Below are 23,032 nucleotides of genomic sequence, written 5' to 3'. Positions count from 1 at the left end.
CGGCGCACACACTCCGCGTCGGCGTGTCGTTCCCGTGATGCGACGCGCCATATTGCCGCACATGCGGCAGACCGCCACGCCGCCGGCACCCGCGGCGCGCGTCGCGATCTTGATACGAATCAACGATTTATCCCGAAACCACCCGTGAAGGGCTGGACATCTGCGACGAGTTGGCGCATTCCGCGGCGCAACATCGCGGCACATACTCCAGCCAACCCCGATGCCCCGTCGGCCGGGGTCCGCCGGCACCCCGCCGGCGGGTATCGTCAGCTTCGGTCAACTGGTATGGACACCGCTTTTTCGGCCCTCGATCTGGCCCGCCTGCAATTCGCGTTCACCGTCTCCTTTCACATCGTCTTCCCGGCGCTGAGCATCGGCCTCGCCAGCTTCATCGCCGTGCTCGAATATCGCTGGCTGAAGACCGGCAAGCAGTATTACAAAACCCTCTGCCTGTTCTGGTCGAAGATCTTCGCGGTCGCGTTCGGGATGGGCGTCGTCTCCGGCGTGGTGATGAGCTATCAGTTCGGCACGAACTGGTCGGGCTTCTCGAGCTTCGCAGGCGCCGTCACCGGGCCGCTGCTGATGTACGAGGTGATGACCGCGTTCTTCCTCGAAGCCGGCTTCCTCGGCATCATGCTGTTCGGCTGGAATCGCGTCAGCCCGCGCGCGCACTTCGGCGCGACGCTGATGGTCGCGATCGGCACGCTGATCTCGACGTTCTGGATCCTCGCGTCGAACAGCTGGATGCAGACGCCGCAGGGTTTCGAGATCGTCGACGGCCGCGTCGTGCCGACCGACTGGTTCGCGATCATCTTCAACCCGTCGTTCCCGTACCGCCTGTTCCATATGGCGATCGCCGCGTTCATCGTCGCCGCGCTGGTCGTGGCCGCGACGGGTGCATGGCACCTGCTGAAGGGCCGCCGCGACAAGGGCGTGAAGAAGATGTTCTCGATGGCGCTGTGGCTGCTGCTGGTGCTCGCGCCGCTGCAGGCCGTGATCGGCGACCAGCACGGCATCAACACGCTGAAGCACCAGCCGGCGAAGATCGCCGCGATCGAAGGGCTGTGGGAAACCGAAAAGGGCGGCACGGCGCTCAACCTGTTCGGCATTCCGGACATGAAGGCCGAGACGACCCGCTACGCGGTGAAGGTGCCGCACCTCGGCAGCCTGATCCTCACGCACAGCTGGGACGGCGAGATCCGCGGGCTCAAGGACTTCGCGCCCGAAGACCGCCCGAATTCGACGGTCGTGTTCTGGAGCTTCCGGATCATGGTCGGCCTCGGCTTCGCGATGATCGGTCTCGCCGCGCTCGCCTGGCTGCTGCGCCGCCGCGGCGGCCTGTATGAATCGAAGTGGTTCCAGCGCTTCGCGCTCGTGATGGGCCCGACCGGCTTCGTGTCGCTGCTCGCGGGCTGGGTGACGACCGAAGCGGGCCGCCAGCCGTGGGTCGTCTATGGCGTGATGCGCACGGCGCAGGCCGTGTCGCCGCTGTCGGTGCAGCAGGTCAGCCTGTCGATGATGACGTTCGTGATCGTGTATTTCCTCGTGTTCGGCACCGGCGTGTACTACATGCTGAAGCTGATGAAGGCCGGCCCCGCGCTGCCCGACGTCGGGCACGACGCGCAACACGGCGAGCCCGACACGCGCCCCGACCACACCGCGCGCCGCCCGATGTCGGCCGTCGACGAGCTGATCGAGACCGTCTGAGCCCCTTCATATTCGCAAACGAGAAAACCTATGGACGTCACCGTAATCTGGGCCGCGATCATCGCATTGGGGCTCTTCATGTACGTCGTGCTCGACGGCTTCGACCTCGGCATCGGCATCGTCTTCCCGTTCTTCCCGGACGAGAAGGAACGCGACCTGATGATGAACACCGTCGCGCCCGTGTGGGACGGCAACGAGACGTGGCTCGTACTGGGCGGCGCCGGGCTGTTCGCGGTGTTCCCGATCGTCTATTCGACGGTGCTGTCGGCGCTGTACCTGCCGCTGATCTTCATGCTGGTGTGCCTGATCTTCCGCGGCGTGTCGTTCGAGATCCGCGCGAAGGCGCGGCGCACCAAGCAGCTGTGGGACCTCGCGTTCATCGGCGGCTCGGCCGGTGCGACGCTGTTCCAGGGGATCGCGCTCGGCGCGTTCCTGCAGGGCATCGACGTGAAGGACGGCGTGTTCGCGGGCGGCGCGTTCGACTGGCTCACGCCGTTCAGCCTGCTGACCGGCCTCGGCCTGCTCGTGACCTATGCGCTGCTCGGCTGCTGCTGGCTCGTCGCAAAGACGGAAGGCGACCTGCAGCGGCGCCTCCATCGCGTCGTGTGGCCGCTGACGGTCGTGCTGCTCGGCTTCATCGCGGTCGTCAGCCTGTGGACGCCGCTGCAGGACCCGGCCATCGCGCAGCGCTGGTTCGATTCGGGGCTGTTCTGGCGCCTGCTGCCGGTGCCGTTCCTGGTCGCCGGGTGCGCGGTGTGGATGCGTCGCGCGGTGCGCGACCGGCACGACATGACGCCGTTCGTGCTCGCGCTGGCGCTCGTGCTGCTCGGCTACGTCGGCCTGCTCGTCACGATGTTCCCGTATGCGATTCCGCAGACGATGACGATCTGGGAAGCCGCGGCACCGCGTTCGAGCCAGACCTTCACGCTGGTCGGCGCGGCGGTTATCCTCCCGATCATCATCGCCTACACGACGATGGGTTACTGGGTATTCCGAGGCAAGGTGCGCCATGAAGACCAGCATTACTACCACCACTGATTCCGCCGCTCGCCAGCCCGACGCGCCGCGGCCGCGGATGCGCGGCTGGATGTGGTTCGTCGTGCTGTGGGCGGGCGGCGTGCTCGGCGCCGTCACGCTCGGCTATGCGTTCAAGATCTTCATGAACCTGACGCTGTTCGCGGTGAAGTAGGCCGCGCGGCCGCTTCGATCGAACGACGATCGGGGCGGCCGTTTTCGTATCGCCGGCCGATTTTTCCGATTCGCCGACCTCGCCGGCGCCGCGCGCCTCTCCCCTACCCCCGCTCGCGCAGCGCCGCCTCGATCTTTCGATCGGTCTTGTACTGGCTCAGCGCATACACCGACCAGATCGCGGCCGGCAGCCAGCCGATGATCGTGAGCTGCAGGATCAGGCAGATGACGCCGGCGATCGGGCGGCCGATCGTGAAGAACTGGAACCACGGCAGCAAGAGGGCAAGCAGCAGACGCATCGGATTTCCTTTTTCGCATCATCGAGGAACAACGTACGCGGCCAATATGGCGCGTCATGCCCCCGATTTCAAGCCGATCTACGCCGAACCGGACAACCATCGCGCGACGCGCGCGACGAGCGGGTCTGCTTCGTCGAAGCGCTCGACGCCCGCCACCTGCGGCGCGTCGCAGATCCCGAACACCGGCTTGCCCCATTGCAGCCCCAGCGCGATTTCCGACAGCGTGCCAAGCCCGCCGCCGACCGCGATCAGGCACACGGACGCGCGCGCGATCAGCGCATTGCGCGTGATGCCGAGCCCGGTCGGCAGCGCGACGGTCAGATACGGATTCGCGTCCCGCGCATCATCCTCGGGTAGCAGCCCGATCGCGCATCCGCCCGCGGCCCGCGCGCCGCGCGCAGCGGCCTCCATCACACCCTGCTTGCCGCCGCCGACGATCGCGAGGCCCGTCGCCGCGATCCCGTGCGCGATCCGCTCGGCGACGGCGAGCTGCGCGTGCGTCGCGTCGCGCGGCCCGATCACGCCGACCGGCATCCGGTGCCGTTGCGCGCCGCGCTGTCGCTGCGCGAGTTGCGCCAGCGCGGCGCGCGTGTCGTTCGACCATTCAATGACGTCGTTGCCGTGCAAGTCCTTCCCCCAGTGCAAGAACGCAGGTGCAAAGCGCCGTCAGCACGATCGACAGCACGGCGGCCTGCGAGAAATCGGTCTGTCCGTCGGACAGCTTCAGGTACATCAGCAGCGGCAGGATGTTGACCTGCGTGCCGGCCAGCGCGAGCGCCGTGCCGTACGTGCCGAGCGCGATCGCACCCACGAGGCACCACGCGGAGGCGATCGACGGCCACAACTCGCGCCACGCGACGTCGAACCACGCGCGCCACGGCCGCGCGCCGAGCGTCAGCGCCGCCTCGAGCGGCCGCCGGTCGAGATTCGCGAACGCCGGGTAGAGAATCAGCGCGACGCGCGGGATCAGGTAATACGCATAGGCGAACGCGAGCCCCGGCATCGAGTAGATCGCGCCGCCGACCACGGTCGGGTCCGCGCCGAGCGACGCCAGCAGCATCGTGACGAAACCGGCGCGGCCGAACACGAGGATGAAGCCGTACGCGATCACGAGGCCGGAGAAGGCGAGCGGCACGCCGAGCAGCGCCAGCGACCAGCGGCGCCGCGCCGGCGACTGTCCGGCCAGCACGAACGCGACCGGCACGCCGACGGCGACGGACAGCGTGCCGGCGCCGATCGCGAGCGCCAGCGAACGCACGATCGCGTCGGCGACGAGCGGATCGCCGACCACCGCGGCGAACGCGCGGCCGCCGCCGTCGAACGCGGCGCCGACGAGCGCGGCGAGCGGCAGCACGAAGCACACCGCGAACAGCGCGGCCGCCGGCGCCGCGCCGTAGCGGCGCAGGACGCCATCCCGCATGGACGAAACCCGCATCGCGCGCCCCTTACTTGCCGAGCGTGGCCTGCGACCAGAGCTGGTCGACTTCGGCCTTGTGCGTCGCGGCCTTCGCGACGTCGAGCGGACGCACCTGCGGCGCGTTCGGCAGCTTCGCCGCGACGTCCTGTGCGACCGGCGTGCCGGGCACGGCCGGGCGCACGTAGCCCTGCGCGAACAGCCCCTGCCCGACGTCGCTCATCACGAGGTTGAGCCACAACTGCGCGGCGGCCGGATTCGGTCCGTTCTTCACGAGACTCATCGCATACGGCGCCGATACGCTGCCGTCCTGCGGGATCACGACTTCGGCCGCATCGCCCATGCCGTCCGTGTACTTGGCCTTGAGCCCGTCGTTTTCGTAGCCGATCAGGATCGGAATCTCGCCCTTGACGAATTTCGCGTACGGCGTGGTCCCCTCGACGCGCAGCACGTTGCCCGCCTGCTTCAGCTTGCCGAAGAACTCCGCGCCCGGCTTCGGGTTGTCGACGCTGCCGCCGTTCGCATAGGCGGCGGCGAACACGGCGACCTGCCCCTGCCCGGTCGAACGCGGGTCGAGATAGACGACCGCATTGCGATATTCGGGTTTCAGCAGGTCGGACCAGCGCTGCGGCACGTTCTTCACGAGCTTCTTGTTGACGAGCAACGCGATGTTCAGCGAGTGCACCGCGAACCAGCGGCCGTCGGCCGCGCGGAACACCGTGGGCAGCTTGTCGAAATTGACCGGCTTGAACGGCGCGACGACGTCCTTGGCCGTCGCGTCGAGCGCCGACGCCGCGAAGTAGTACGCCGTGTCGGCCTGCGGGCGACGTCGCGACTTGTCGAGCGCGACGACCGTGGCCGCCGATCCGATGTCGTTGTACGTGATCTCGACCTTCGGGTAACGCTTGCGGAATTCGGCGAACAGCGACTTCCAGTTCGCCCACTCAGGGCCCGTGTCGAACGACACGACGAGCCCTTCGTCGGCGGCCTTCTCGTACAGCGCATCCTCGCCGGGATACAGCGGCGCGGCATGGGCCAGCGCCGGCGCGAGGGTCGCGAACGCGCAGAGCGCCAGCAGGCGGCGGCGCGTCGCATGAAGAAAGTGGCGGCGTGCGGACATCGTGATTCTCCGTTGAATGAATAGGTCGCCCGCGCTCACGCGGCGGGCAGCACGAGCAAATGGCGCGGCTCGATCGACACGCAACGCGCGGGCAGTTCGCGCCCTTCGCCGAGCAGTGCGTCGGTCGCGCCGGCCGGCACGAAATCGAAGCGCTGGGTCGCGCCGAAATAGCGCACCTCGCCGACCCGGCCATCGATGCGGTTCGCGACGTACGCGGGGGGATCGGGCTGCAGGTGTTCCGGACGGATCAGCACCTCGACGGCGTCGCCCGGCCGGTGCGCACCCGTATCCGCGCACAGCGTCGTGAACCGCACGTCGACCGCGCCATGTGCGAGCACACGGCCGCGCAGCAGCGTCGAATGGCCGACGAAACGCGCGACCTGCGCGGTCGCCGGACGCTCGTACAGGTCGCGCGGGGTGCCGGCCTGCAGCATGCGTCCGCCGTCGACGATCGCCACGCGATCGGCCATGCTGAGCGCTTCGTCCTGGTCGTGCGTGACGAGCAGCGTCGTCGCGCCGCATGCGCGCTGCAGCGCGCGGATCTCGTCGCGCAGCTGGTGGCGAATGCCGGCGTCGAGCGCCGCGAGCGGCTCGTCGAGCAGCAGCAGCTTCGGTTCGATCACGAGCGCGCGAGCGAGCGCGACGCGCTGCTGCTGCCCCCCGGACAGCAGCGCCGTGCTGCGCCCAGCCTGCGCGGCGAGGCCGACACGTTCGAGCATCTCGAGCGCGCGGCGTCGGCGCGGCGCCGCGGCCATGCCGCGCATCTTCAGGCCGTAGGCGACGTTGTCCACGACCGACAGGTTCGGAAACAGCGCGTAGTGCTGAAACACCATCCCGACCTCGCGCTGCCACACCGGCACGCCGGCCATGTCGCGGCCGCCGATCGCGATACGGCCGCGGTAGCCGTCGAGCAGGCCGGCGGCGAGGCGCAGCAGCGTCGATTTGCCGGAGCCGCTGCGGCCCATCACGGCGAGCAGTTCGCCCTGGGCCGCAGACAGCGTGACCGCGTCGACGCCGTGACGGGCGCCCGGATACTGGAAGCTGACGTTTTCGAAATCGAGACTCATGACGGTTTCACTTCAGGCGTTGCACGGTGAAGACGGAGGCGAGCGTCGCGAGCACGGCGAGGACGAGCAGCACGACGGTCGCCGCGCAGGCCATCCCGGACGCGCCGTAGAACGCCTGCAGCAGCACGATCGGATAGTTGCGGTAACGGAAGCCGGCGATGAGGTTCGAGATCTGGAATTCGCCGATCGACAGCGCGGCGACCATCACGAGGCCGGAGAACAGGCTGTGTCGCAGGTTCGGCAGCACGATCGTGACGAACTGGCGCAGCGGCGTCGCGCCGAGCGTCGCCGCACATGCCTCGAGATGCACGAGGCCCAGGTGCCGCAGGTCGCTCAGCAGCGTCTGCAACAGGTACGGCAGCGTCAGCACGGCGTGCGCGGCGATCATCAGCGGCAGCGTGCCGAGCCACGGCAGCGCATCGCCGCTGAAGATCGCGATGTAGCCGAACCCGAGCGTCAGCGCCGGCACCGCGATCGGCATCAGCATCACGATGCGCGCCGCGAAGCCGCGGCCGGCCAGTGCGCGGTGATGCAGCGCATACGCGAGCGGCAGCGCCAGCACGGCATTGATCGCGCAGCAGGCGAGCGCGACCACGAGGCTCGTGCCGAATGCGCGGGTGAAGCTGCGATTCGCGGCCAGATCGACGAACCAGTGCGACGTGATGCCGGTCGGCAGCAGCGTGTTCGTCCACGACTGGCCGACCGAGCCGATCAGCAGCAGCACGATCGGCAGCGCGAGATACAGCCCGAACGCCGCGACGAACGCCCGCAGCAGCAGGCGTCCCGCCATCGCGCGCGGCCGTTTGTTACGACGAATCGGAATAGCTTCGGCAAGGGCCGGAGCGGATGGCGAATGCATGGCGAATCTCGCTGACGGACACGGAACGGGTCACGCAACGCCCGCCGGGCCGGGCCGGCACGCGTTGTCATGACGGACGCAGTGTGCGGATCCGACATGGCATCGTCATGAAAAAAACGTACAACGCCCGCATCGTTCTGTGCGCGCAAGGAATAGTTCGCCGTGAAGCACCTGTTTCCCAACGTCGCGGAGCTGCACGCGTTCGCGAGTTCCGTGAAGTACCTGAACTTCTCGTATGCGGCGCGCGAGCTCGGCCTGACGCCGAGCGCGGTCAGCCGGCAGATCGCGAATCTCGAGGCACTGTTCGGCGTGAAGCTGTTCGTGCGCGAGGGGCGCAATCTCGCGCTCACGCGGGCCGGGCAGGTTTATCACGCGCGCGTGATCGGCCCGCTGCGCGAGATCGGCAACGCATCGATCGAATTGCTGAGCGCGCGCGAGGACAGCGACCTGCTGACGATCGCAAGCGTGCCGACCTTCACGACGAAGTGGCTGGTGCCGCGTCTCGCGCGCTTTCTGGCCGTCGCGCCAGCGGTCACGCTGAGTTTTCGCCGCCATCTCGCGCACGGCGACGTGTTTCCGTTCGGGCTCGACGCGGCGATCCGCTATGGCGACGGCGCATGGGAAGGCGTCCGGTGCGATTACCTGGACGGCCGCACGTTCGTGCCGGTCTGTTCCGGCGAATTCGCGGCACGGCATGCGCTGCGCACGCCCGCCGACACGGCCGCCGCGCCGCGGCTCGTGCACGAGCAGGCGGAAATCGCGTGGTCCCTCTGGGCGGAGCGCCATCGCGTCGCCCGGATGAACGCGCTCGCGGGGCCGCGCTTCGAACAATATTCGGTGCTGATCCAGGCCGCGCAAGCCGGGCTCGGGCTCGCGCTCGTACCGCGCTTCCTGATCGTCGACACGCTCGCGAGCGGCGCGCTCGTCGAACCGTTCGACGCGCCCGTCGACGTCGACGCGCAGGGGCACTACCTGTGCTACGCGCCGGAGCGCCTCGAGACGAGCGCCGCGTTGCGGCGTTTCAGGGAATGGATGCTCGACGAATGCGCGACGGCGTGAACGGGCCCTGGCCGGCATCGTCAAGCGGAAAAAAATGCGGCGCCGCCGGCCATCAGCCGAACGGCGCCGCGTGCACGGTACCGGACACCGCCCGAAGGCGGCGCCCGTCACGTTGCGTCAGTGGTCGATACCGAGCCCCGGCAGCACGTGCGTGTTCTCGGCCACGACCGCGTGCAGCAGCTTCGGTTCGGCGCCGAGCAGCCCGAGGATGGTCGGCGCGACCTGCTTCGTGCCGACGAGATCGCTCACGGTGCGCGCGCGGTGGAGGCCCGGATACGACACGAGCAGGCCGAGGTGGCTGTCGTCCGGCGCGTTGCCGCCGTGCTCCTCGTCCTTCTTCGTGCTCGACGTGTAGATCACGCCCGGATTCGGCTGGACGACGATGTCCGGCGTGCGGCCGTTGGCCGGATCACCGAACCGGTCGGCCAGCGCCGCGCCGTACAGGATGTATGCCTGCGAGCCGTCGGCGCAGATCCCCGGCGCGTTGCAGCCGAGGTTCGCCTTCAGCGTCTGCACCACGGCCGTGCGCTGGCTGCGGTCGCGCAGCCAGATCAGGCCGACGTCGTCGGTCTGCACGAAGCCCGTGCCGACCAGGCCCGAACCGTCGTTCAGGTTGCCCGTCGTCGTGTTGTTCTGGCCGAAGTTGCCGTTCGGGTCGAGATAGTTGTTCGCTTCGAGCAGTTTCGTCAGCGTGTCGCCGTTCTTCACGAGCTTCGTGTGATCGGTCGGCGACTGGCCGTGCTTCGCCGTGACGATCACCGCCGTCGACGTGTACAGGTTGCGCTGCTTCAACTCGTTGACGATGCGGCCGATCGAGTTGTCGACGTACGTGATCGCGTTCGCGACCTGGCCGTTCGGCGTGAAGTTCGCGTCGAGATAGCCGCCGCCCTTCGCGACCGGCGCCTTCTGCGCGACGCTGAGCGTCTGGAAGTTGGCGCCGAACAGCGTCGGCACCGGCGCGTTCTTCGTGCCGGTCGAATCGCGGCCGTCGATCTGGTTGACCAGCGCCTGCACGTGCAGGTTGTCGAAGCGCGCGGTGTGCGAATAGACGTCGGTGTAGGCGGTGTTCGTCGCCGGGTCGATCGAGTTGATCTCGGTGCGCATCAGATCGTCGACGCCGGTGCCCGACGGGCCGTTCAGCCAGTCGTAGCCCCATGCGTGCTTGTCGGCCCATGCGGTGTATGCGTTCGGCACGCCGGCCTTGACGGCCTCGAACACCGTGTTGGTCTTCACGTAGTTGTGCGGATAGACCGGCACGCACTGACCATTGACCTTCGCATGCGGGATCGCCTGCGGATTGAACGCGCCGCCACCGTCGAGGTGCACGAGCGCGCCGCCGTTGATGGCGTCGATGCCGGTCGTCTCGTCGAACACGACGTTCCAGCCCTGCTTGCCCGAGCAGGTCGTGTCGCTCGGCGCATACAGATTGCGGTCGTACGACACGTCGTAGAACAGGCCGGCCGTCTTCGGCGAGCCGCCCGTCACGAGCGCCGCGAGGCCCGGGAACGAATCCGACAGGCCCGGCGTATAGGCGTTCGTGTACGTGACGCCGGTTTGCGCGAGCACCGCGATGTTCGGACACGTGTTCGCGCCGATGCAGCGCGCGAGGTCCTGCTCGTGCAGGCCGTCGACGCTGATCAGCAGCACGTGCTTCACGACGCGCCGGCCGTGGCCGGCGTCGTCGCCCTGACTGTTGCCGTCCTGCTGCGCGGCGTAGACACCCGCGCTTGCGAGCGCCAGCGCGCCCGCCACCATCGCCGCCACCTTCCGCTGCTTACCAAGGAAAGACATCATCACCCCACCTCATCGATTGACGTTGAACTGCGTGACCTGCCAACAGGCGCGCAAAATATGGCCGGATCGTGCGGCGCTCCGATGAAGCGGGGCTTTCTGTTTTCTGTCAAACGTAACCAATCGCAAATGACACGACGCCGTCGCAATGCAGGGTGACCCGGCGCACGCCGCGACGTGCGCACCGGGCCGGTGCATGGTGCGCGCCATCGCCCGCCGCACGATTTTTTTTCGTGCTTGGCGCATGACTATTGGCGTGTGATAAAGGGTTTTCCCTGACCCGGAGCACGACTATGTCGACCCTGGAAGCTCTCCGGTTCGTGCTGGACGATGCACGTACCCCCGAAATCATTCGCCATCACGTCGTCGACGCGCTGCAGTACGCGCTGCGCAACTACGGACAGGTGTTCACCGCGAAGGAAGTCGAGTGGCTGACGCAGTGGGACGACGCCCGCCTGCCGCTGGCCGCGAGGAAGGAACTGGACAAGCGCGAACCGGCGATCGCCGAGCGCTGACAGGAAGGCGCGCCGCCGCGCCCGATTGCCGGTCGGGCGCGGCGGCGGCGGATGATGGCGTGACGCGGCTTACTGCAGGCCGAAGTCGACGCGCGTCGTCGCGCCCTTGTCCTCGATGCCCTTCGCATCGAGCTTCGGCGCCACGACGAACATGCGGCTCGAATCGATCTTGCCGTCGAGGTATTGGCGCACGGCCTGCGCGCGCTGCTGCGCGAGCGCGCGCAGCGCATTGTCGTCGGCCGGCGCGTGATCGGCCAGCGCCTGCTTCATGTCCGCATCGGGCAGCGTCTTCTGCAAGCCGATCAGGTTGCGCGGCTTCTTGAAGTCGGCGGCCTTGTACGCACGCGTCAGGTACTTGGTGTACTCGGCCGGTTCGACCTTCACCGACATCGGATCGATGCTCTCGCCCTGGCCGACCACGTCCTTCAGCTTCTGCTGACGCACCAGACGCTCGACGTACGCGTCGCGCAGCCCCGGCGTGTCCTTCGCCGGATCGACGCGGCCGATCAGGTCCAGCCGGATCGACGGCTTTTCGGTCAGCATCTTCACGACGGTGTCGAGCTTCTTCTGCTGCGCGTCGGTCAGCGCGTACGTGCCCGGCGCGAACTCGACGTAGCCGAGATCCTCGCCACCGCTGCCGCCGAACGCGTTCGCGAGCAGCGTGAACGGCGACGTGACGGCCTTCGCGATCAGGTTCAGCACCGCGCGCCAGATCAGCCCGCCGACGCTGAACTCCGGATTCGACAGCGAGCCCGACACCGGCAGGTTCACGTCGATCTCGCCGCGCGTGTTCTTCAGGAGCGAGATCGCGAGCTTAACGGGCAGCTTCGTCGCCGTGTCGTTCTCGACGTGATCGCCGAACGTGAGCTGGTCGATGAAGATGTGATTGTTCGCCTGCAGCTGATCGTTCGCGAGCTGGTAGTGCAGGTCGACGTTGAGCTTGCCCTTCGTGATCGGATAGCCGGCGTACTTCGCCGAATACGGCGTCAGGTTGGTCAGCTCGATGTCGTGCGCGGTCGCCGTGAGGTCCAGCGCCGGCTTGTCGATCAGCGGGTTCACCGAGCCCTTGATCGAGATCGGCCCGTTGCCCGCGAGGTTCGCGGCGACGTCGACCGGCGCGGACGTCGTCGAGTCCGTGCCGAACGCGCCGACCGTCCCCTTGATCGCGACCAGATTCGCCGTGTAGTTCGGCTTGATGAAGTTGTCGGTGTAGGTCACGCGGCCGTTCTGCAGCAGGAGCTGGCCGAAATGCATGCGCACCGGATTCTGCGGCGGCGGCGCGGCCTTCACGACGACCGTCGCCGATGCGGCGGCCGGCGCGGACGCCTGCTGCACGGCCGCGGCCGATGCGGCCTGCGCGGCGGCCGGCGGCGTCACGCCCGGCGACAGCGGCACGGGTTCGCCCTTGCTCGCGTCGCGCGTGAGCGATTGCGCGGGGCCCGTCTCCTTCGCGACGACGTCCTTCAGGTTCAGCCGCCCCTGCGCATCGAGCAGCACCCGGCCGTAGAAGTTCGAGAACGTCACGCGCGCGGCGTCGACGTCGGTGCCCTTCTCGTCGTAGTTCACCTTCAGGTTCGACAGCGCGAGCGAGCGCCAGCCCGCGAACGGGTCGGACGTCGCCTTGTCGAGCATCCGCACGTCGACCAGCGCGACATCGCCGCGATAGGTCGCGCGCGGCGTGTCCTTCACCTGCGCGAACGTCAGGTTGCCCTGCGCGTTGAGCAGCGCGCTCGCGATGGTCGCGTTCAGCGCGCTGCCGAAGTACGGCTCGAACGCGGCCGCGTCGAGGCGGTTGCCGTTGATCTTCAGGCCGAGCTTCAGCGGCTGCGCGGTCACGTCGCCCGACACGTTCACCGAGCCCTTGCGGTTCAGCGTCGCCTTCAGCTGCACCGGCAGCGGCTTCGTCATGTCGTCGCTGATCTTCTGCACCGACAGGTCGAGCGGCTTGATCGCGAGCTTCACCGGACGCGGCGTCGACAGGTCCGTGAAGTTCGCGGACGACTCCTTCACGTTCAGCGCGTCGATCCGGTAATGCCACGACGGCGCGGCTGCCTCGGCCTTGCGCGCGACCGTGCGCTTGGGCACCGCCGCCTGCGCGGGTTCGGCCAGCGCCGCCAGGTCGATCTTGCCGTCCTTCAGGCGCTTCACGTCGAGCGCGAGCCCGGTCGCATCGACGCTCGCGATTTCCGCGGTGCGCGCGGCGACGTCGACCTTCGCGATCTTCGCGCTCGCGTCGGGCAGCACGATCGCGGGCGCCTTCGCGTCCGGCGTCGCGAGCTTCAGCGATTTCAGGCTCACCGTGCTGTCGGCGACCTGCGCGTCGAGCGGCGTCTTGCCCCAGTCGGCCTTCGCGTTGACGCTCGCGCCGAGCGTGCCGTCGAGCACGCGCGCGCGGGTCGCCTCGCCGAGATACGGCTGCAGCGCCGGCAATGCGAGCGCGTCGACCGTCAGCTTCGTGTCGGCCTGCTTCGCCGCCAGGCTGAACGCGCCTTCGGCCTTCACGTCACCGCCGCGCGACAGCGACGTCGACAGCATGTATTTCGCGGGCGTCTTGCCCTGCAGCGTGAAGCCGTCGAGCGTCGCGGCGAGCTTCGTCAGCGACAGCGCGGTCGGCGTCGCGGGCACGCGGTCATCGACGTTGATCGTGCCGCCGTCGATCGCGAAATGACGGATCGTCAGGTCGAGCGGCGGCGCTTCCTTCGCGGCGGCTTCGGCCTTCGCGCCGCTCGCGGCGTTGGCGGCGTTGGCGGCGACGGTCGATGCGGCGGCGCCCGACGCAGCCGGCTTGCCCGCGTCGGCCTTCGGCGCGGCGGCCGGCGTGCCGGCGAGCTTCTCGACGTTCAGCACGCCCTGCTTGTCGCGCGCCAGGTCGACGACCGGCTGGTCGAGCCGGATCTCGTCGAAATGCAGCACGTTGCGCAGCGGCTCGAGGCCGGCGGCCGCGACGTGCACGCCGCGCGCGGCGAACAGCGGCGCGGACGCGCGGTCGGTCACCTTCGCGTCGTTGAGATCCACGGTGCCCGACACGCGCAGCGACGGCGTGGCGCCGCTCATCACGAAGTTCAGCGTGAGGTCGCTGCTCAGCAGGCCGCTGGTGACGATCACCGGCAGCTTCGCCGGCGCGTAGGAAATCAGCTTCGGCACGTCGAGCCGGTCGAACTTCAGCGCGACTTCCGATTCGCGCGACAGCGCGAACGGCTTCGTTTTGCCGTCGATCGCGATCGGGCTGCCGTCGAATCGCGCGCGCAGCTTCGGCTGCACGAAGATGTCGGTCTTCGACGGCAGCGTCGCGATGAACGGAATGCCGAGCGTCCAGTTGTCGACCACGTGCTTTTCGTTCAGCAGGCGGTCGTCGAAGTCGATCCGCCCGTCGTTGACCTGAATGTTCGACACCGAGAAATGGGTCGGCTTGCTTTCGGGTTTGGACGGCGTCGAGAACTTCTCGATCAGGTCGGTGAAGTTGAAGCGTTGCGCGTCGTAGCGAACGATATGGAAGCGCGGCGAGTCGACGCGCACTTCGTTGACGATCGGCGCGCCGCGGAACAGCGACGACCACGACGGCCGCACGACGAGCTTGCCAATGTCGATGAAGTCGCCCTGGCCGCCGCGCTCGCCGACGTGCACGCCGTCGGCTTCGAGGTTCAGCGTGTACGGGTTCAGCGCGATGCGCTGGACAGTGGACGGCCGGCCGAGCTGCTGGCTCAGTTGCTGTTCGGCGATGTGGCGGATCAGCGGCGGCGCCGCGAAGAATCCGAGCAGTCCAAATACAACGAGGAAGATCAGCACGCCGAGGCCGATACGTCGGGTCCGGCGCGAGCGTGCAACGCTGCCGAGGGCGTGGAAGGTCGAGGGTACGGTTTCTTTGTCTGCGCTTGACATGCTTGGATGCCTCGGGAATGGATGCCGGGCCGCGCCGGAAAACCGGCACGGCCGCGCACGCTATCCCGAAAGTATAGGCTCAGGTGGTGACGGAACGACGCTCGGGCGAGGCCGCCGCGCCCGCGGGTCGGACAGCGGCGGCGCCCGTCGGTTCACTTTCGGACGACGACGGGCGGCATCCACGAGCCGTCGCTCGCCTGCGGCTTCGGTGCGTAGAGTCGCAGCGCGAGCGCGAAGTCGGCGCGCGGCGCCGGCAGCCAGTTGGCCGCGTGCGTGCCGCCCGGCGACGCCGACACGACCACGTCGATCGAGCCGTCGTGGTTGCGGCGCAGCCGGTCGCGGTCGCCCAGCGACCGGCGCGCCGAGCCGACGTCGGGCAGCGCGCCGTTCGTCGTGTACGGCGTGAGCGTCCAGAACCCGCGCACCGGCGGCAGCGCGCCCGGCGCGAAGTGCAGCACGTAGCGGTTCGCGCCGTTCAGCGTGTGGCCGTCGCTATCGACGCGCACGAGCGCGAGCGTCTCGTCGTCGCGCGTCGCGGTGCCGAACTGCGTATAGGCCGCGTATGCGCGCAGCGCGTAGTCCTGGCCGTACTTGCCGGCCGTGTCGCCGATCCAGCTCCAGCCGTTCGCGTTCAGCAGGTTTGACGGCGGTGTCGCGAGCCGCGCGCGCGCCTCGGCGACGCCGGCCGTCGCGGCGTTCAGGCGATCACCCGTCCATAGCACCGGGTAGCCGGCCGTCACGCCGATGTCGCCGAGCAATTCGTTCGCGTGCGCGTCGTCGGCCGGTGCCGGATTGTCCTGCAGCGCCCGCGCGAAGCGCGTGAAGAACGCCTTCGGATCGAGCGCGGCCACCTGCTCGGCCGGCGTGCCGCCGCTCGCCGCTTCCAACGGCGCGCTGCCCGCATGGACCGCGACCGACGCGCCACGCGTGCTGCCCATATAGACGGACAGCGGCACCACGCGGATCGCCCGCTGCAGTTTCTTCACGTTCGTGAGGTCGCGCCCGCCGCTCGTCTGCAACCGCACCTCGAGCCACGCGTTGGCCGACGGCACGTCGATACGCAATGCGCCCTTCGGCAGCGTGCCCTGCCAGTCCTTCGCGGCGAAGGCAATCGTTTGCGATCGCGCGGCGCCGCGAGCGCCACGCGCCGCCACACTCGACGACGACCACAGCACGTTCGTCCACATGTCGAGCGCGCGGGCATCCCAGTAGCGGCCGCGGGTATCCGGCAGCGTGACGATCACCGGCTCGGCACCGACGTCGAGCCAGCCGGTCGAGTCGAGCGTGTCGACGCCCGGCAGCGGCGGGTTGAGCGCGCCGACGGGCGGCAGCGCCTGCGCGTGGCGCAGCGTGTTGAGCGGCGCCTGGCCCGGCTGCGCGCTGTCGCCGCCCGTCGCGGCTTCCTTCGCGACGTCCATCAGCACGAGCGGATACGCGTATACATAGGAGTCGGCCACTTCGGCACGCATCCAGCCGGTTTTCCGCTGGATCGCGTCCGGTTGCGACGCGCATCCCGCCAGCAGCGCCGCCAGAGCCAGCGACGCGCCTGCCGCGCGCCGCAGAGAAATTGATTCTCGTAGGTTTTCAATCATTGAGTACTGGCCGAATATCGTTCTTGTCAGTCAACGCCTTGTTCGACTCACGATCGGCGAAAGCAAGGCACCCCAGCGTGCCCGGTCGCCGCTTCGCTCGGCGGGCGCTGATGTCAGGCCGGTATCATAGCGCCTAAGGGCATCCCCCAATATGCCGAATATCGGGCGCAGCGGTAGCCGGGCTGTCGTCGGCCCGGAGTTCCATTGATCCGACCCTTGTCCGGAGCCGCCCGCCGCCTTCGCGGGGCGGCAGGTCGGGCGAGAATGGGCCGGCCGTCGGCACGATGCTGTATTGCATCGCCACCCCTTGACCTTCCCATCATGGGAATGTTGATACTGGAGTCATTCGCGGCACGAACCGCGCTTTTGGGGAATCCGACATGACTGAACCACTCGCCTCCGCCGACATGCAAACGATCGAACTGTCCATCGACGGCATGCATTGCGGCGGCTGCACGGGCCGCGTGCAGCGTGCGCTGGCCGCAGTGCCGGGCGTCGTCGAGGCGGCGGTCGATCTCGACGCGCATGCGGCGACGGTGACCGCGCAGGACACGGTCGAGCCCGCGCAGCTCGTCGCCGCGGTCGACGCCGCCGGCTATCGCGCGGCCGTGCGCGAAGCGGCGGTCGAAGCCGTTGCGTCCGCGCACGTCGAGCACGCGATGCACGCGACCGCCCGGCCGGAAACGGCGGCGAGCGCCCTGCCCGCGCCCGCCGCCAGCATCGAACTCGACATCGACGGCATGACCTGCGCGTCGTGCGTGTCGCGCGTCGAAAAGGCGCTGGCGAAGGTGCCCGGCGTCACGCGCGCGTCCGTCAATCTCGCCACCGAGCGCGCGACCGTCGACGCGGCACCGGACGTTTCCGCGTCGCAACTGGCCGAAGCCGTGCGGCAAGCCGGCTACGGCGCGACACCGGTCGCCGCGCCGCCGCCGGCCGCTTCCCATGATCTCGAATTCGACATCGGCGGCATGACGTGCGCATCCTGCGTCGGCCGCGTCGAAAAGGCGCTGGCCGCCGTGCCTGGCGTCACGCGCGCGTCGGTCAATCTCGCGACCGAACGCGCGTCGGTGCATGGCGCCGGCGCGCTCGACGCCGCCACGCTGATCGCGGCGGTCACGACGGCCGGTTATCGGGCATCGCTCGCCGTTGCGCCGGACGCGGACGCCTCGGCCGACGCCGAAGCCCGCGCCGCCGAACCCGCGCAAGCCCCCGACGCCCGCAAGCGCCGCGAAGCGATCCGCGAACGCAATCTCGTGATCGGCTCGGCCGTGCTGAGCGTGCCGCTCATCGTGCCGATGCTCGTCGCGCCGTTCGGCATCGACGCGATGCTGCCCGGCTGGCTGCAGCTCGTGCTCGCGTCGGTCGTCCAGTTCGGCTTCGGCGCACGCTTCTACCGCGCCGCCTGGCATGCGGTGAAGGCACGCACCGGCAACATGGACCTGCTCGTCGCGCTCGGCACGTCGGCCGCGTACGGCCTGAGCCTGTGGATGCTGCTGCGCGACCCCGCGCACCCCGGCCATCTGTATTTCGAGGCATCGGCCGTCATCATCACGCTGGTGCGCTTCGGCAAATGGCTCGAAGCGCGCGCGAAACGCCAGACGACCGAGGCGATCCGCGCGCTGAACGCGCTGCGTCCCGACCGCGCGCGCGTCGTCGAGCACGGCGTCGAGCGCGACGTGCCGCTTGCGCAAGTGCGCGTCGGCACGACCGTCAGCATCCGTCCCGGCGAGCGTGTGCCCGTCGACGGCCGGATCGCGTCGGGCCGCTCGCACGTCGACGAATCGCTGATCACCGGCGAAAGCCTGCCGGTGCCGAAGGAAGACGGCGATCCGGTCACGGCCGGCTCGATCAACGGCGAAGGCGCGCTCGTCGTCGAAACCACCGCGATCGGCGCGGAGACGACGCTCGCGCGCATCATCCGCCTCGTCGAATCCGCGCAGGCGGAAAAGGCGCCGATCCAGCGGCTCGTCGATCGCGTCAGCGAAGTGTTCGTGCCGGCGATCCTCGGCATCGCCGTGCTGACGCTGGGCGGCTGGCTGATCGCCGGCGCCGGCATCGAAACGGCGATCCTCAACGCGGTCGCGGTGCTCGTCATCGCGTGCCCGTGCGCGCTCGGCCTCGCGACGCCCGCCGCGATCATGGCGGGCACCGGCGTCGCGGCCCGCCATGGCGTGCTGATCAAGGACGCCCTGGCGCTCGAACTCGCGCAGCGCACCACGGTGATCGCGTTCGACAAGACCGGCACGCTGACCGAAGGCAAACCGTCCGTGACGGCATTCGACGCCGTCGGCATCCCACGTGAGCAAGCGCTCGCTCTCGCGGCCGCGGTCCAGCGGCAAAGCGACCACCCGCTCGCGCGCGCCGTGGTCGCCGCGCACGATGCGGACGTCGTGGCCCGCGGCGGCGCGGGTTCGGCCGAGATCGTCGCGGCCGACGCGCGCGCGGTGGCCGGACGCGGCGTCGAGGCGCGCGTCGGCGGGGAGATTCTCGCACTCGGCAGCACCCGCTGGCGCGACGAACTCGGCATCGTCGTGCCGCCGGAACTCGACGCGCGTGCCGCGGAACTCGAGCGCGCGGGCAACACGATTTCGTGGCTGATGCGTGCCGACGCGCCGCGCGCGCTGCTCGCGCTGATCGCGTTCGGCGACACCGTGAAGCCGGGCGCGCGCGACGCGATCGCGGCACTGTCGGCGCGTGGCGTCGCGAGCGTGCTCGTCACGGGCGACAACCGCGGCAGCGCGGCGGCCGTCGCGGCGACGCTCGGGATCGGCGAAGTGCATGCGCAGGTGCTGCCCGACGACAAGGCACGCGTGGTGGCCGAACTGAAACGCACGCACGGCGGAATCGTCGCGATGGTCGGCGACGGGATCAACGACGCGCCCGCGCTCGCCGCAGCCGACGTCGGCATCGCGATGGCGACCGGCACCGACGTCGCGATGCATACGGCCGGCATCACGCTGATGCGCGGCGACCCGGCGCTCGTCGCCGATGCGATCGACATCTCGAAGCGGACGTATCGGAAGATCCAGCAGAACCTGTTCTGGGCGTTCGTCTACAACCTGATCGGCGTGCCGCTCGCGGCGCTCGGCTGGCTGAATCCGGTGATCGCGGGCGCGGCGATGGCGTTCTCCAGCGTCAGCGTCGTGACGAACGCGCTGCTGCTGAGGAGATGGAAAGGCCGCGCACGCTGATGCGGGCCGCGACAAGCGCCGGGTCGTTCGATGGACGGCCCGGCGCTTGTCGTATCGGAAATGGCTTGCCGAGCGGCGTGGCGCAAATTGCATGCGCTGCGTCGGGACAGATCATTGGAAGGCGGCCGAACAACGACAACGCGCGTCACCGACGCGCGCGTGCTGGCTTCAGCTCTGGACGACCGGCTTGATCAGCGTCGTCGTGATCGGCACGAAGCCGCACGCCCGATACAACGCGCGGGCCGCCGTGTTGTGATTGAACACCGACAGCCCGATTTCGGTGACACCATGACGGCGCGCCTCGGCCTCGAGTGCATCGAGCGCGCGCGTGGCCCAGCCCTGGCGGCGCCGGGTCGGGACGATGTCGAGATCGTAGATGAACAGCGTGCGGTTCGGCCCTTCGGGCACGATCGCGTACCAGAGGTCGCCGACCGTGTCGCCGCTGTCGGCGTCGATCAGTTGGACGAGCGTCTGGCCGGAAGTGAGCAGGCCATCGGGCAGCAGCGTATCGAAGCAGGCGCGGGCGCGGGTCTGCGCGTCGTCGGTGGCGTTCTGCCCGGATGATACGAGATCGCGCGCGTAGCCGTCGATGGCGCGCGTGCGGTATGCGTGGAATTCACCGGCCGTCATCGGCCGCATCTGCAGCATGGCCCGGGTGTCGCGAGGGAAGTCGGACTTCCAGTGTAGCGGGACGGTCGCACCGGCGCGCGATGCGGCGGTGGAAAACGGGCAGGCAGAGGCGGCGAGCGCCGCGCCGAATCAGCGAATCAGCGAATCAGCGAATCAGCGAATCAGCGAATCAGCGACGGTACAGGACGGTCGGAACGCGGTTCGCACGACGCACGCGCTCGGCTTCGGCGTGACGTGCAGCGTACGAATATTCCGCGTCGAGCGGCAGGTGCGGGGAGACGAACAGGTCGTCGATCTTTTGCAGCAGGGCAAGAATGAAGCTCATGTGAGACTCCTGACAGATGATTCTAGGGTTTTCCCTTAGATGGGTGCCATTCTAAGGGTTTTCCCTGAACTCTGCCAGCTCACCGCATCAGTTTGCCGCACCCGCGCCACCGCTGACCGACGGTCCGCACCGACGCGCCTTGTCACGCCGGTGTTTGCAGGTAGGGTCGGACGATTTAGTGCGTTCGACGCACACGCTTCGCGGCCGCCGCCTCGCGATTCGCATTGCGCTGCAGCCGGTCGACCTGCGACAGCATCGCTTCGTGGTGTTCCGCGAGCGTCATCAGCGTTGCCTGCTGCGTCGACAGGTCGGCAGCCAGCCGGTCGATCCGCTGCTGCCGGGCGTCGACTTCCTGCTTCAGGTGCGCGATTTGCCGCGTTTGCAGCACCAGCGCGACGAGCCCCGCGAACACGACGATCGCCAGCGCCAGCAGCAGCCGGTTGACGCGACGCATCTCGCGATCGGCCGCCTGCTTCATGCCGGCCGTCTCGGCCTGCAGCGCGGCGAGCCGGTCCGACAGCGGGCGCAGTTGCGTGTCGGGATCGAAGGCCGACGCGCTCGACGTGGCCGGTTGCGCACGTTCCGCCGACGGCTTCGTCACGAACGACGCCGCGGACGCAACAGGCTGCGCGAACGGCGCGGCCGGCGCTGCGGCTGCTTGCGCGGCGTCACGGGCACTCGCGGCAACTGCGGCAACCTCGGGCTCGGCCGGTTCTGCGGTCGCCGACCGTTCAGTGGATGGCGCAAGGTGCTGCGTCGGGGTCGCTTCCGCCTCCGCGTCGACGGCGGCCACTTCCGGCGCGCCACGCGCCGCTATCGCTTCGCGCGCGCCAGCGGCTGCACGGCGCTTGCCGCCGGAGGATGCGCGACGCCCCTTCGCGGTCTCGCCAGGTGTTCGCACTGCTTCGTCGCGTGTTGCCGGCACGGCGGCGCCTTCGGGCTCACCGCCCGCTTTCACGGGTCGGTCGCCGATGACAGCATCGACCGCACCTTCCGCCGCTCCGGCATTCGCCGTCGAACGATCGGCGTGCGTCCCGGCCGCGTCGCCTGCTTCCGCCACCCCGCCGGTCTTCACCTGGCTGCCGTCGGTTGCCGGCTCGTCGGCTGCAGTCGCGGCGACACCATTGGGCAGCCGCGTCTCGCCGGGCTTCGTTGCATCGGCATCGGCCACGTCGCCGCTTTCGCGCGTCGACGCAGACGCCGTCGTTTTCGCAACGGCCCCGCCGTCGGCGCCCGGCGTGCCGAATCCATCCAGCGTCGCCTGCCGACCGCCGTCATTGCTGTCGGCAACGGCGGCCACCGTGTCGGCATCCACCGCCCCGTCATCGCGCGAGCCCACCGGCCCACGCGCAGCCGGCTCGAGCACCGGATCGCCGAACAGGTCGAGCGTACGTTCGTCCCGCGGCGCATCGCCGCCCGTCGCGTTGCCGGACCGCGCGGTTGCCCTCGCGGCGGTGTCTGCCGCGGCCGCGACGGAACGCGGACGCGAACGGGCCGACGAGCGGTCGGAGCGGGAACGGGAGCGAGGCAGGGAAACGGATTCGGTCATGGAGTCGGATTACAGGTCCGCGAACGCGGAACCGGATGTCGAACGGAATCAGTGACCGGCCATTGTCGCATGACCGATCGCCGATCCGGCCGATCGGATGCCGTCTATTCGTCGCCCGACAACCCGCCGCCTTCCTCGAATCGCGTCACGCACGACAGCCCGCGCAGCTTGTCGCAGATCGCGCGGTATTCGAGATCCGACACGCGCCCGAGCGCGATGCGCACCTCGTCGTGCTCGCCCGTGTCGTCGGCGCGCTGCACGATGAATTGCTTCACGCGCGCGCTGTCGGGGCCGAGCGCCGCGTGCAGCGAATCGAACGTCAACGCGCCGCCCACCACCGTCAGCGCGAGCTGACGCCGCTGCCGCACCGTGAAGTAGCGGCGCTCGAGCGGCTTGATGCCGGCCAGGATGATCAGAATGATGATCGTCGCGGAAATCGACGCGACGTACAGTCCGCCGCCCACTGCGAGGCCGATCGCGGCGACCGACCAGAGGCTCGCGGCCGTCGTCAGCCCGCGCACGATCTCGCCGCGCAGCAGGATCGAGCCCGCGCCGAGGAAACCGATGCCCGAGACCACCTGCGCGGCGATCCGCGACGGATCGAGCACGATGTGGTCGCTGCTGCCCAGCACATCGGCGAAACCGAACGCCGACACGATCATGATGAGCGTCGAGCCGACACAGACCAGCATGTGCGTGCGCAGGCCGGCCGCCCACGACAGGCGCTCCCGTTCGAAGCCGATGACACTGCCGAGCGCCGCCGCGAGGACCAGGCGCATCACGAGTTCCAGGTTGCCGAGCATTCGATTTCTCTCCCGTTTTGAAGACTGCCGCGCGGAATGGTTTA

Annotated in this window: 19 protein-coding genes; 6 read left to right on the top strand and 13 right to left on the bottom strand. The window is 68.9% G+C overall.

The genetic code is table 11. The annotated features are described in order from the left end of the window. Positions 1 to 285 precede the first annotated feature (285 nt). The 3 genes from HWX22_RS04630 to HWX22_RS04620 are packed head-to-tail and all read left to right on the top strand — an operon-like array spanning position 286 to position 2,896. Positions 286 to 1,707, top strand: coding sequence for a cytochrome ubiquinol oxidase subunit I (locus HWX22_RS04630; protein ID WP_175908555.1), 1,422 nt, complete (start codon positions 286 to 288; stop codon positions 1,705 to 1,707). 30 nt (positions 1,708 to 1,737) lie between these two features. Beyond that, the gene (gene cydB, locus HWX22_RS04625) at positions 1,738 to 2,745 is read left to right on the top strand and encodes a cytochrome d ubiquinol oxidase subunit II (protein ID WP_059528706.1); all 1,008 of its coding nucleotides are present in this window, start codon (positions 1,738 to 1,740) and stop codon (positions 2,743 to 2,745) included. Next, positions 2,717 to 2,896, top strand: a complete 180-nt coding sequence (locus HWX22_RS04620; RefSeq protein ID WP_059598950.1) for a hypothetical protein — start codon at positions 2,717 to 2,719, stop codon at positions 2,894 to 2,896. Before cydB ends, HWX22_RS04620 begins: the two co-directional genes overlap by 29 nt. Positions 2,897 to 2,999: 103 nt before the next feature. Here HWX22_RS04620 and HWX22_RS04615 read toward each other — a convergent pair whose 3' ends face one another. The 6 genes from HWX22_RS04615 to HWX22_RS04590 all read right to left on the bottom strand — a co-directional run bounded on the left by HWX22_RS04615 (position 3,000) and on the right by HWX22_RS04590 (position 7,654). Next, positions 3,000 to 3,194, bottom strand: coding sequence for a YqaE/Pmp3 family membrane protein (locus HWX22_RS04615; protein WP_059528716.1), 195 nt, complete (start codon positions 3,192 to 3,194; stop codon positions 3,000 to 3,002). Positions 3,195 to 3,272: 78 nt separating this feature from the next. Then, positions 3,273 to 3,821 (bottom strand): TIGR00725 family protein, encoded by a 549-nt coding sequence (locus HWX22_RS04610; RefSeq protein ID WP_175915116.1) that lies wholly within the window; start codon positions 3,819 to 3,821, stop codon positions 3,273 to 3,275. After that, positions 3,799 to 4,629: an ABC transporter permease subunit gene (locus HWX22_RS04605; protein ID WP_175915115.1), complete on the bottom strand. Its 831-nt coding sequence runs from the start codon at positions 4,627 to 4,629 to the stop codon at positions 3,799 to 3,801. The genes HWX22_RS04610 and HWX22_RS04605 overlap by 23 nt, the downstream gene beginning before the upstream one ends. Positions 4,630 to 4,639: 10 nt before the next feature. Next, positions 4,640 to 5,728 carry an extracellular solute-binding protein gene (locus HWX22_RS04600; RefSeq protein WP_175915114.1) on the bottom strand — a complete coding sequence of 363 codons (1,089 nt, stop codon included), beginning with the start codon at positions 5,726 to 5,728 and terminating at the stop codon, positions 4,640 to 4,642. 35 nt (positions 5,729 to 5,763) lie between these two features. Next, on the bottom strand, positions 5,764 to 6,795 hold the full coding sequence (locus HWX22_RS04595; protein WP_175908560.1) for an ABC transporter ATP-binding protein: 1,032 nt from the start codon (positions 6,793 to 6,795) through the stop codon (positions 5,764 to 5,766). A 7-nt stretch (positions 6,796 to 6,802) separates the two neighbouring features. Next, entirely contained in the window at positions 6,803 to 7,654 is an 852-nt protein-coding gene (locus tag HWX22_RS04590; protein ID WP_175915113.1) for an ABC transporter permease subunit, read from the bottom strand. Positions 7,655 to 7,816: 162 nt separating this feature from the next. Between HWX22_RS04590 and HWX22_RS04585 the strand changes: the two genes are divergently transcribed. Then, positions 7,817 to 8,713, top strand: a complete 897-nt coding sequence (locus tag HWX22_RS04585; RefSeq protein WP_059815126.1) for a LysR substrate-binding domain-containing protein — start codon at positions 7,817 to 7,819, stop codon at positions 8,711 to 8,713. Between the two features lie 117 nt (positions 8,714 to 8,830). On the opposite strand, the gene HWX22_RS04580 is transcribed toward HWX22_RS04585, so the two are convergent. Then, complete coding sequence (locus tag HWX22_RS04580; protein ID WP_175908562.1) at positions 8,831 to 10,507, bottom strand: alkaline phosphatase family protein; 1,677 nt, start codon at positions 10,505 to 10,507, stop codon at positions 8,831 to 8,833. A gap of 290 nt (positions 10,508 to 10,797) precedes the next feature. On the opposite strand from HWX22_RS04580, the gene HWX22_RS04575 reads away from it, so the two are divergent. Then, positions 10,798 to 11,019, top strand: coding sequence for a hypothetical protein (locus HWX22_RS04575; protein ID WP_059448952.1), 222 nt, complete (start codon positions 10,798 to 10,800; stop codon positions 11,017 to 11,019). Between the two features lie 69 nt (positions 11,020 to 11,088). On the opposite strand, the gene HWX22_RS04570 is transcribed toward HWX22_RS04575, so the two are convergent. Continuing rightward, positions 11,089 to 14,898, bottom strand: coding sequence for a DUF748 domain-containing protein (locus tag HWX22_RS04570; RefSeq protein WP_175908563.1), 3,810 nt, complete (start codon positions 14,896 to 14,898; stop codon positions 11,089 to 11,091). 152 nt (positions 14,899 to 15,050) lie between these two features. Then, the gene (locus HWX22_RS04565; RefSeq protein WP_175908564.1) at positions 15,051 to 16,490 is read right to left on the bottom strand and encodes a DUF1254 domain-containing protein; all 1,440 of its coding nucleotides are present in this window, start codon (positions 16,488 to 16,490) and stop codon (positions 15,051 to 15,053) included. Positions 16,491 to 16,870: 380 nt separating this feature from the next. Here HWX22_RS04565 and HWX22_RS04560 point away from each other — a divergent pair, with 380 nt between their 5' ends. Next, positions 16,871 to 19,681 carry a heavy metal translocating P-type ATPase gene (locus HWX22_RS04560; RefSeq protein ID WP_175908565.1) on the top strand — a complete coding sequence of 937 codons (2,811 nt, stop codon included), beginning with the start codon at positions 16,871 to 16,873 and terminating at the stop codon, positions 19,679 to 19,681. Positions 19,682 to 19,849: 168 nt separating this feature from the next. Here the strand turns inward: HWX22_RS04560 and HWX22_RS04555 are convergent, their stop codons facing one another. The 4 genes from HWX22_RS04555 to HWX22_RS04540 form a co-directional block, all read right to left on the bottom strand. Then, positions 19,850 to 20,329, bottom strand: a complete 480-nt coding sequence (locus HWX22_RS04555) for a GNAT family N-acetyltransferase (protein ID WP_175908566.1) — start codon at positions 20,327 to 20,329, stop codon at positions 19,850 to 19,852. 151 nt (positions 20,330 to 20,480) lie between these two features. Further along, on the bottom strand, positions 20,481 to 20,636 hold the full coding sequence (locus HWX22_RS04550; RefSeq protein ID WP_175908567.1) for a hypothetical protein: 156 nt from the start codon (positions 20,634 to 20,636) through the stop codon (positions 20,481 to 20,483). Positions 20,637 to 20,811: 175 nt separating this feature from the next. Then, the gene (locus HWX22_RS04545) at positions 20,812 to 22,185 is read right to left on the bottom strand and encodes a flagellar hook-length control protein FliK (protein ID WP_175908568.1); all 1,374 of its coding nucleotides are present in this window, start codon (positions 22,183 to 22,185) and stop codon (positions 20,812 to 20,814) included. A 104-nt stretch (positions 22,186 to 22,289) separates the two neighbouring features. Next, positions 22,290 to 22,988, bottom strand: coding sequence for an MgtC/SapB family protein (locus HWX22_RS04540; protein ID WP_059528748.1), 699 nt, complete (start codon positions 22,986 to 22,988; stop codon positions 22,290 to 22,292). Positions 22,989 to 23,032: the final 44 nt, after the last annotated feature.

It is taken from the genome of Burkholderia sp. BCC1638 (assembly GCF_902833195.1).
GTDB classification, from domain to species: Bacteria; Pseudomonadota; Gammaproteobacteria; order Burkholderiales; family Burkholderiaceae; genus Burkholderia; species Burkholderia diffusa.
This window is presented reverse-complemented; position numbering and strand designations above follow the sequence as displayed.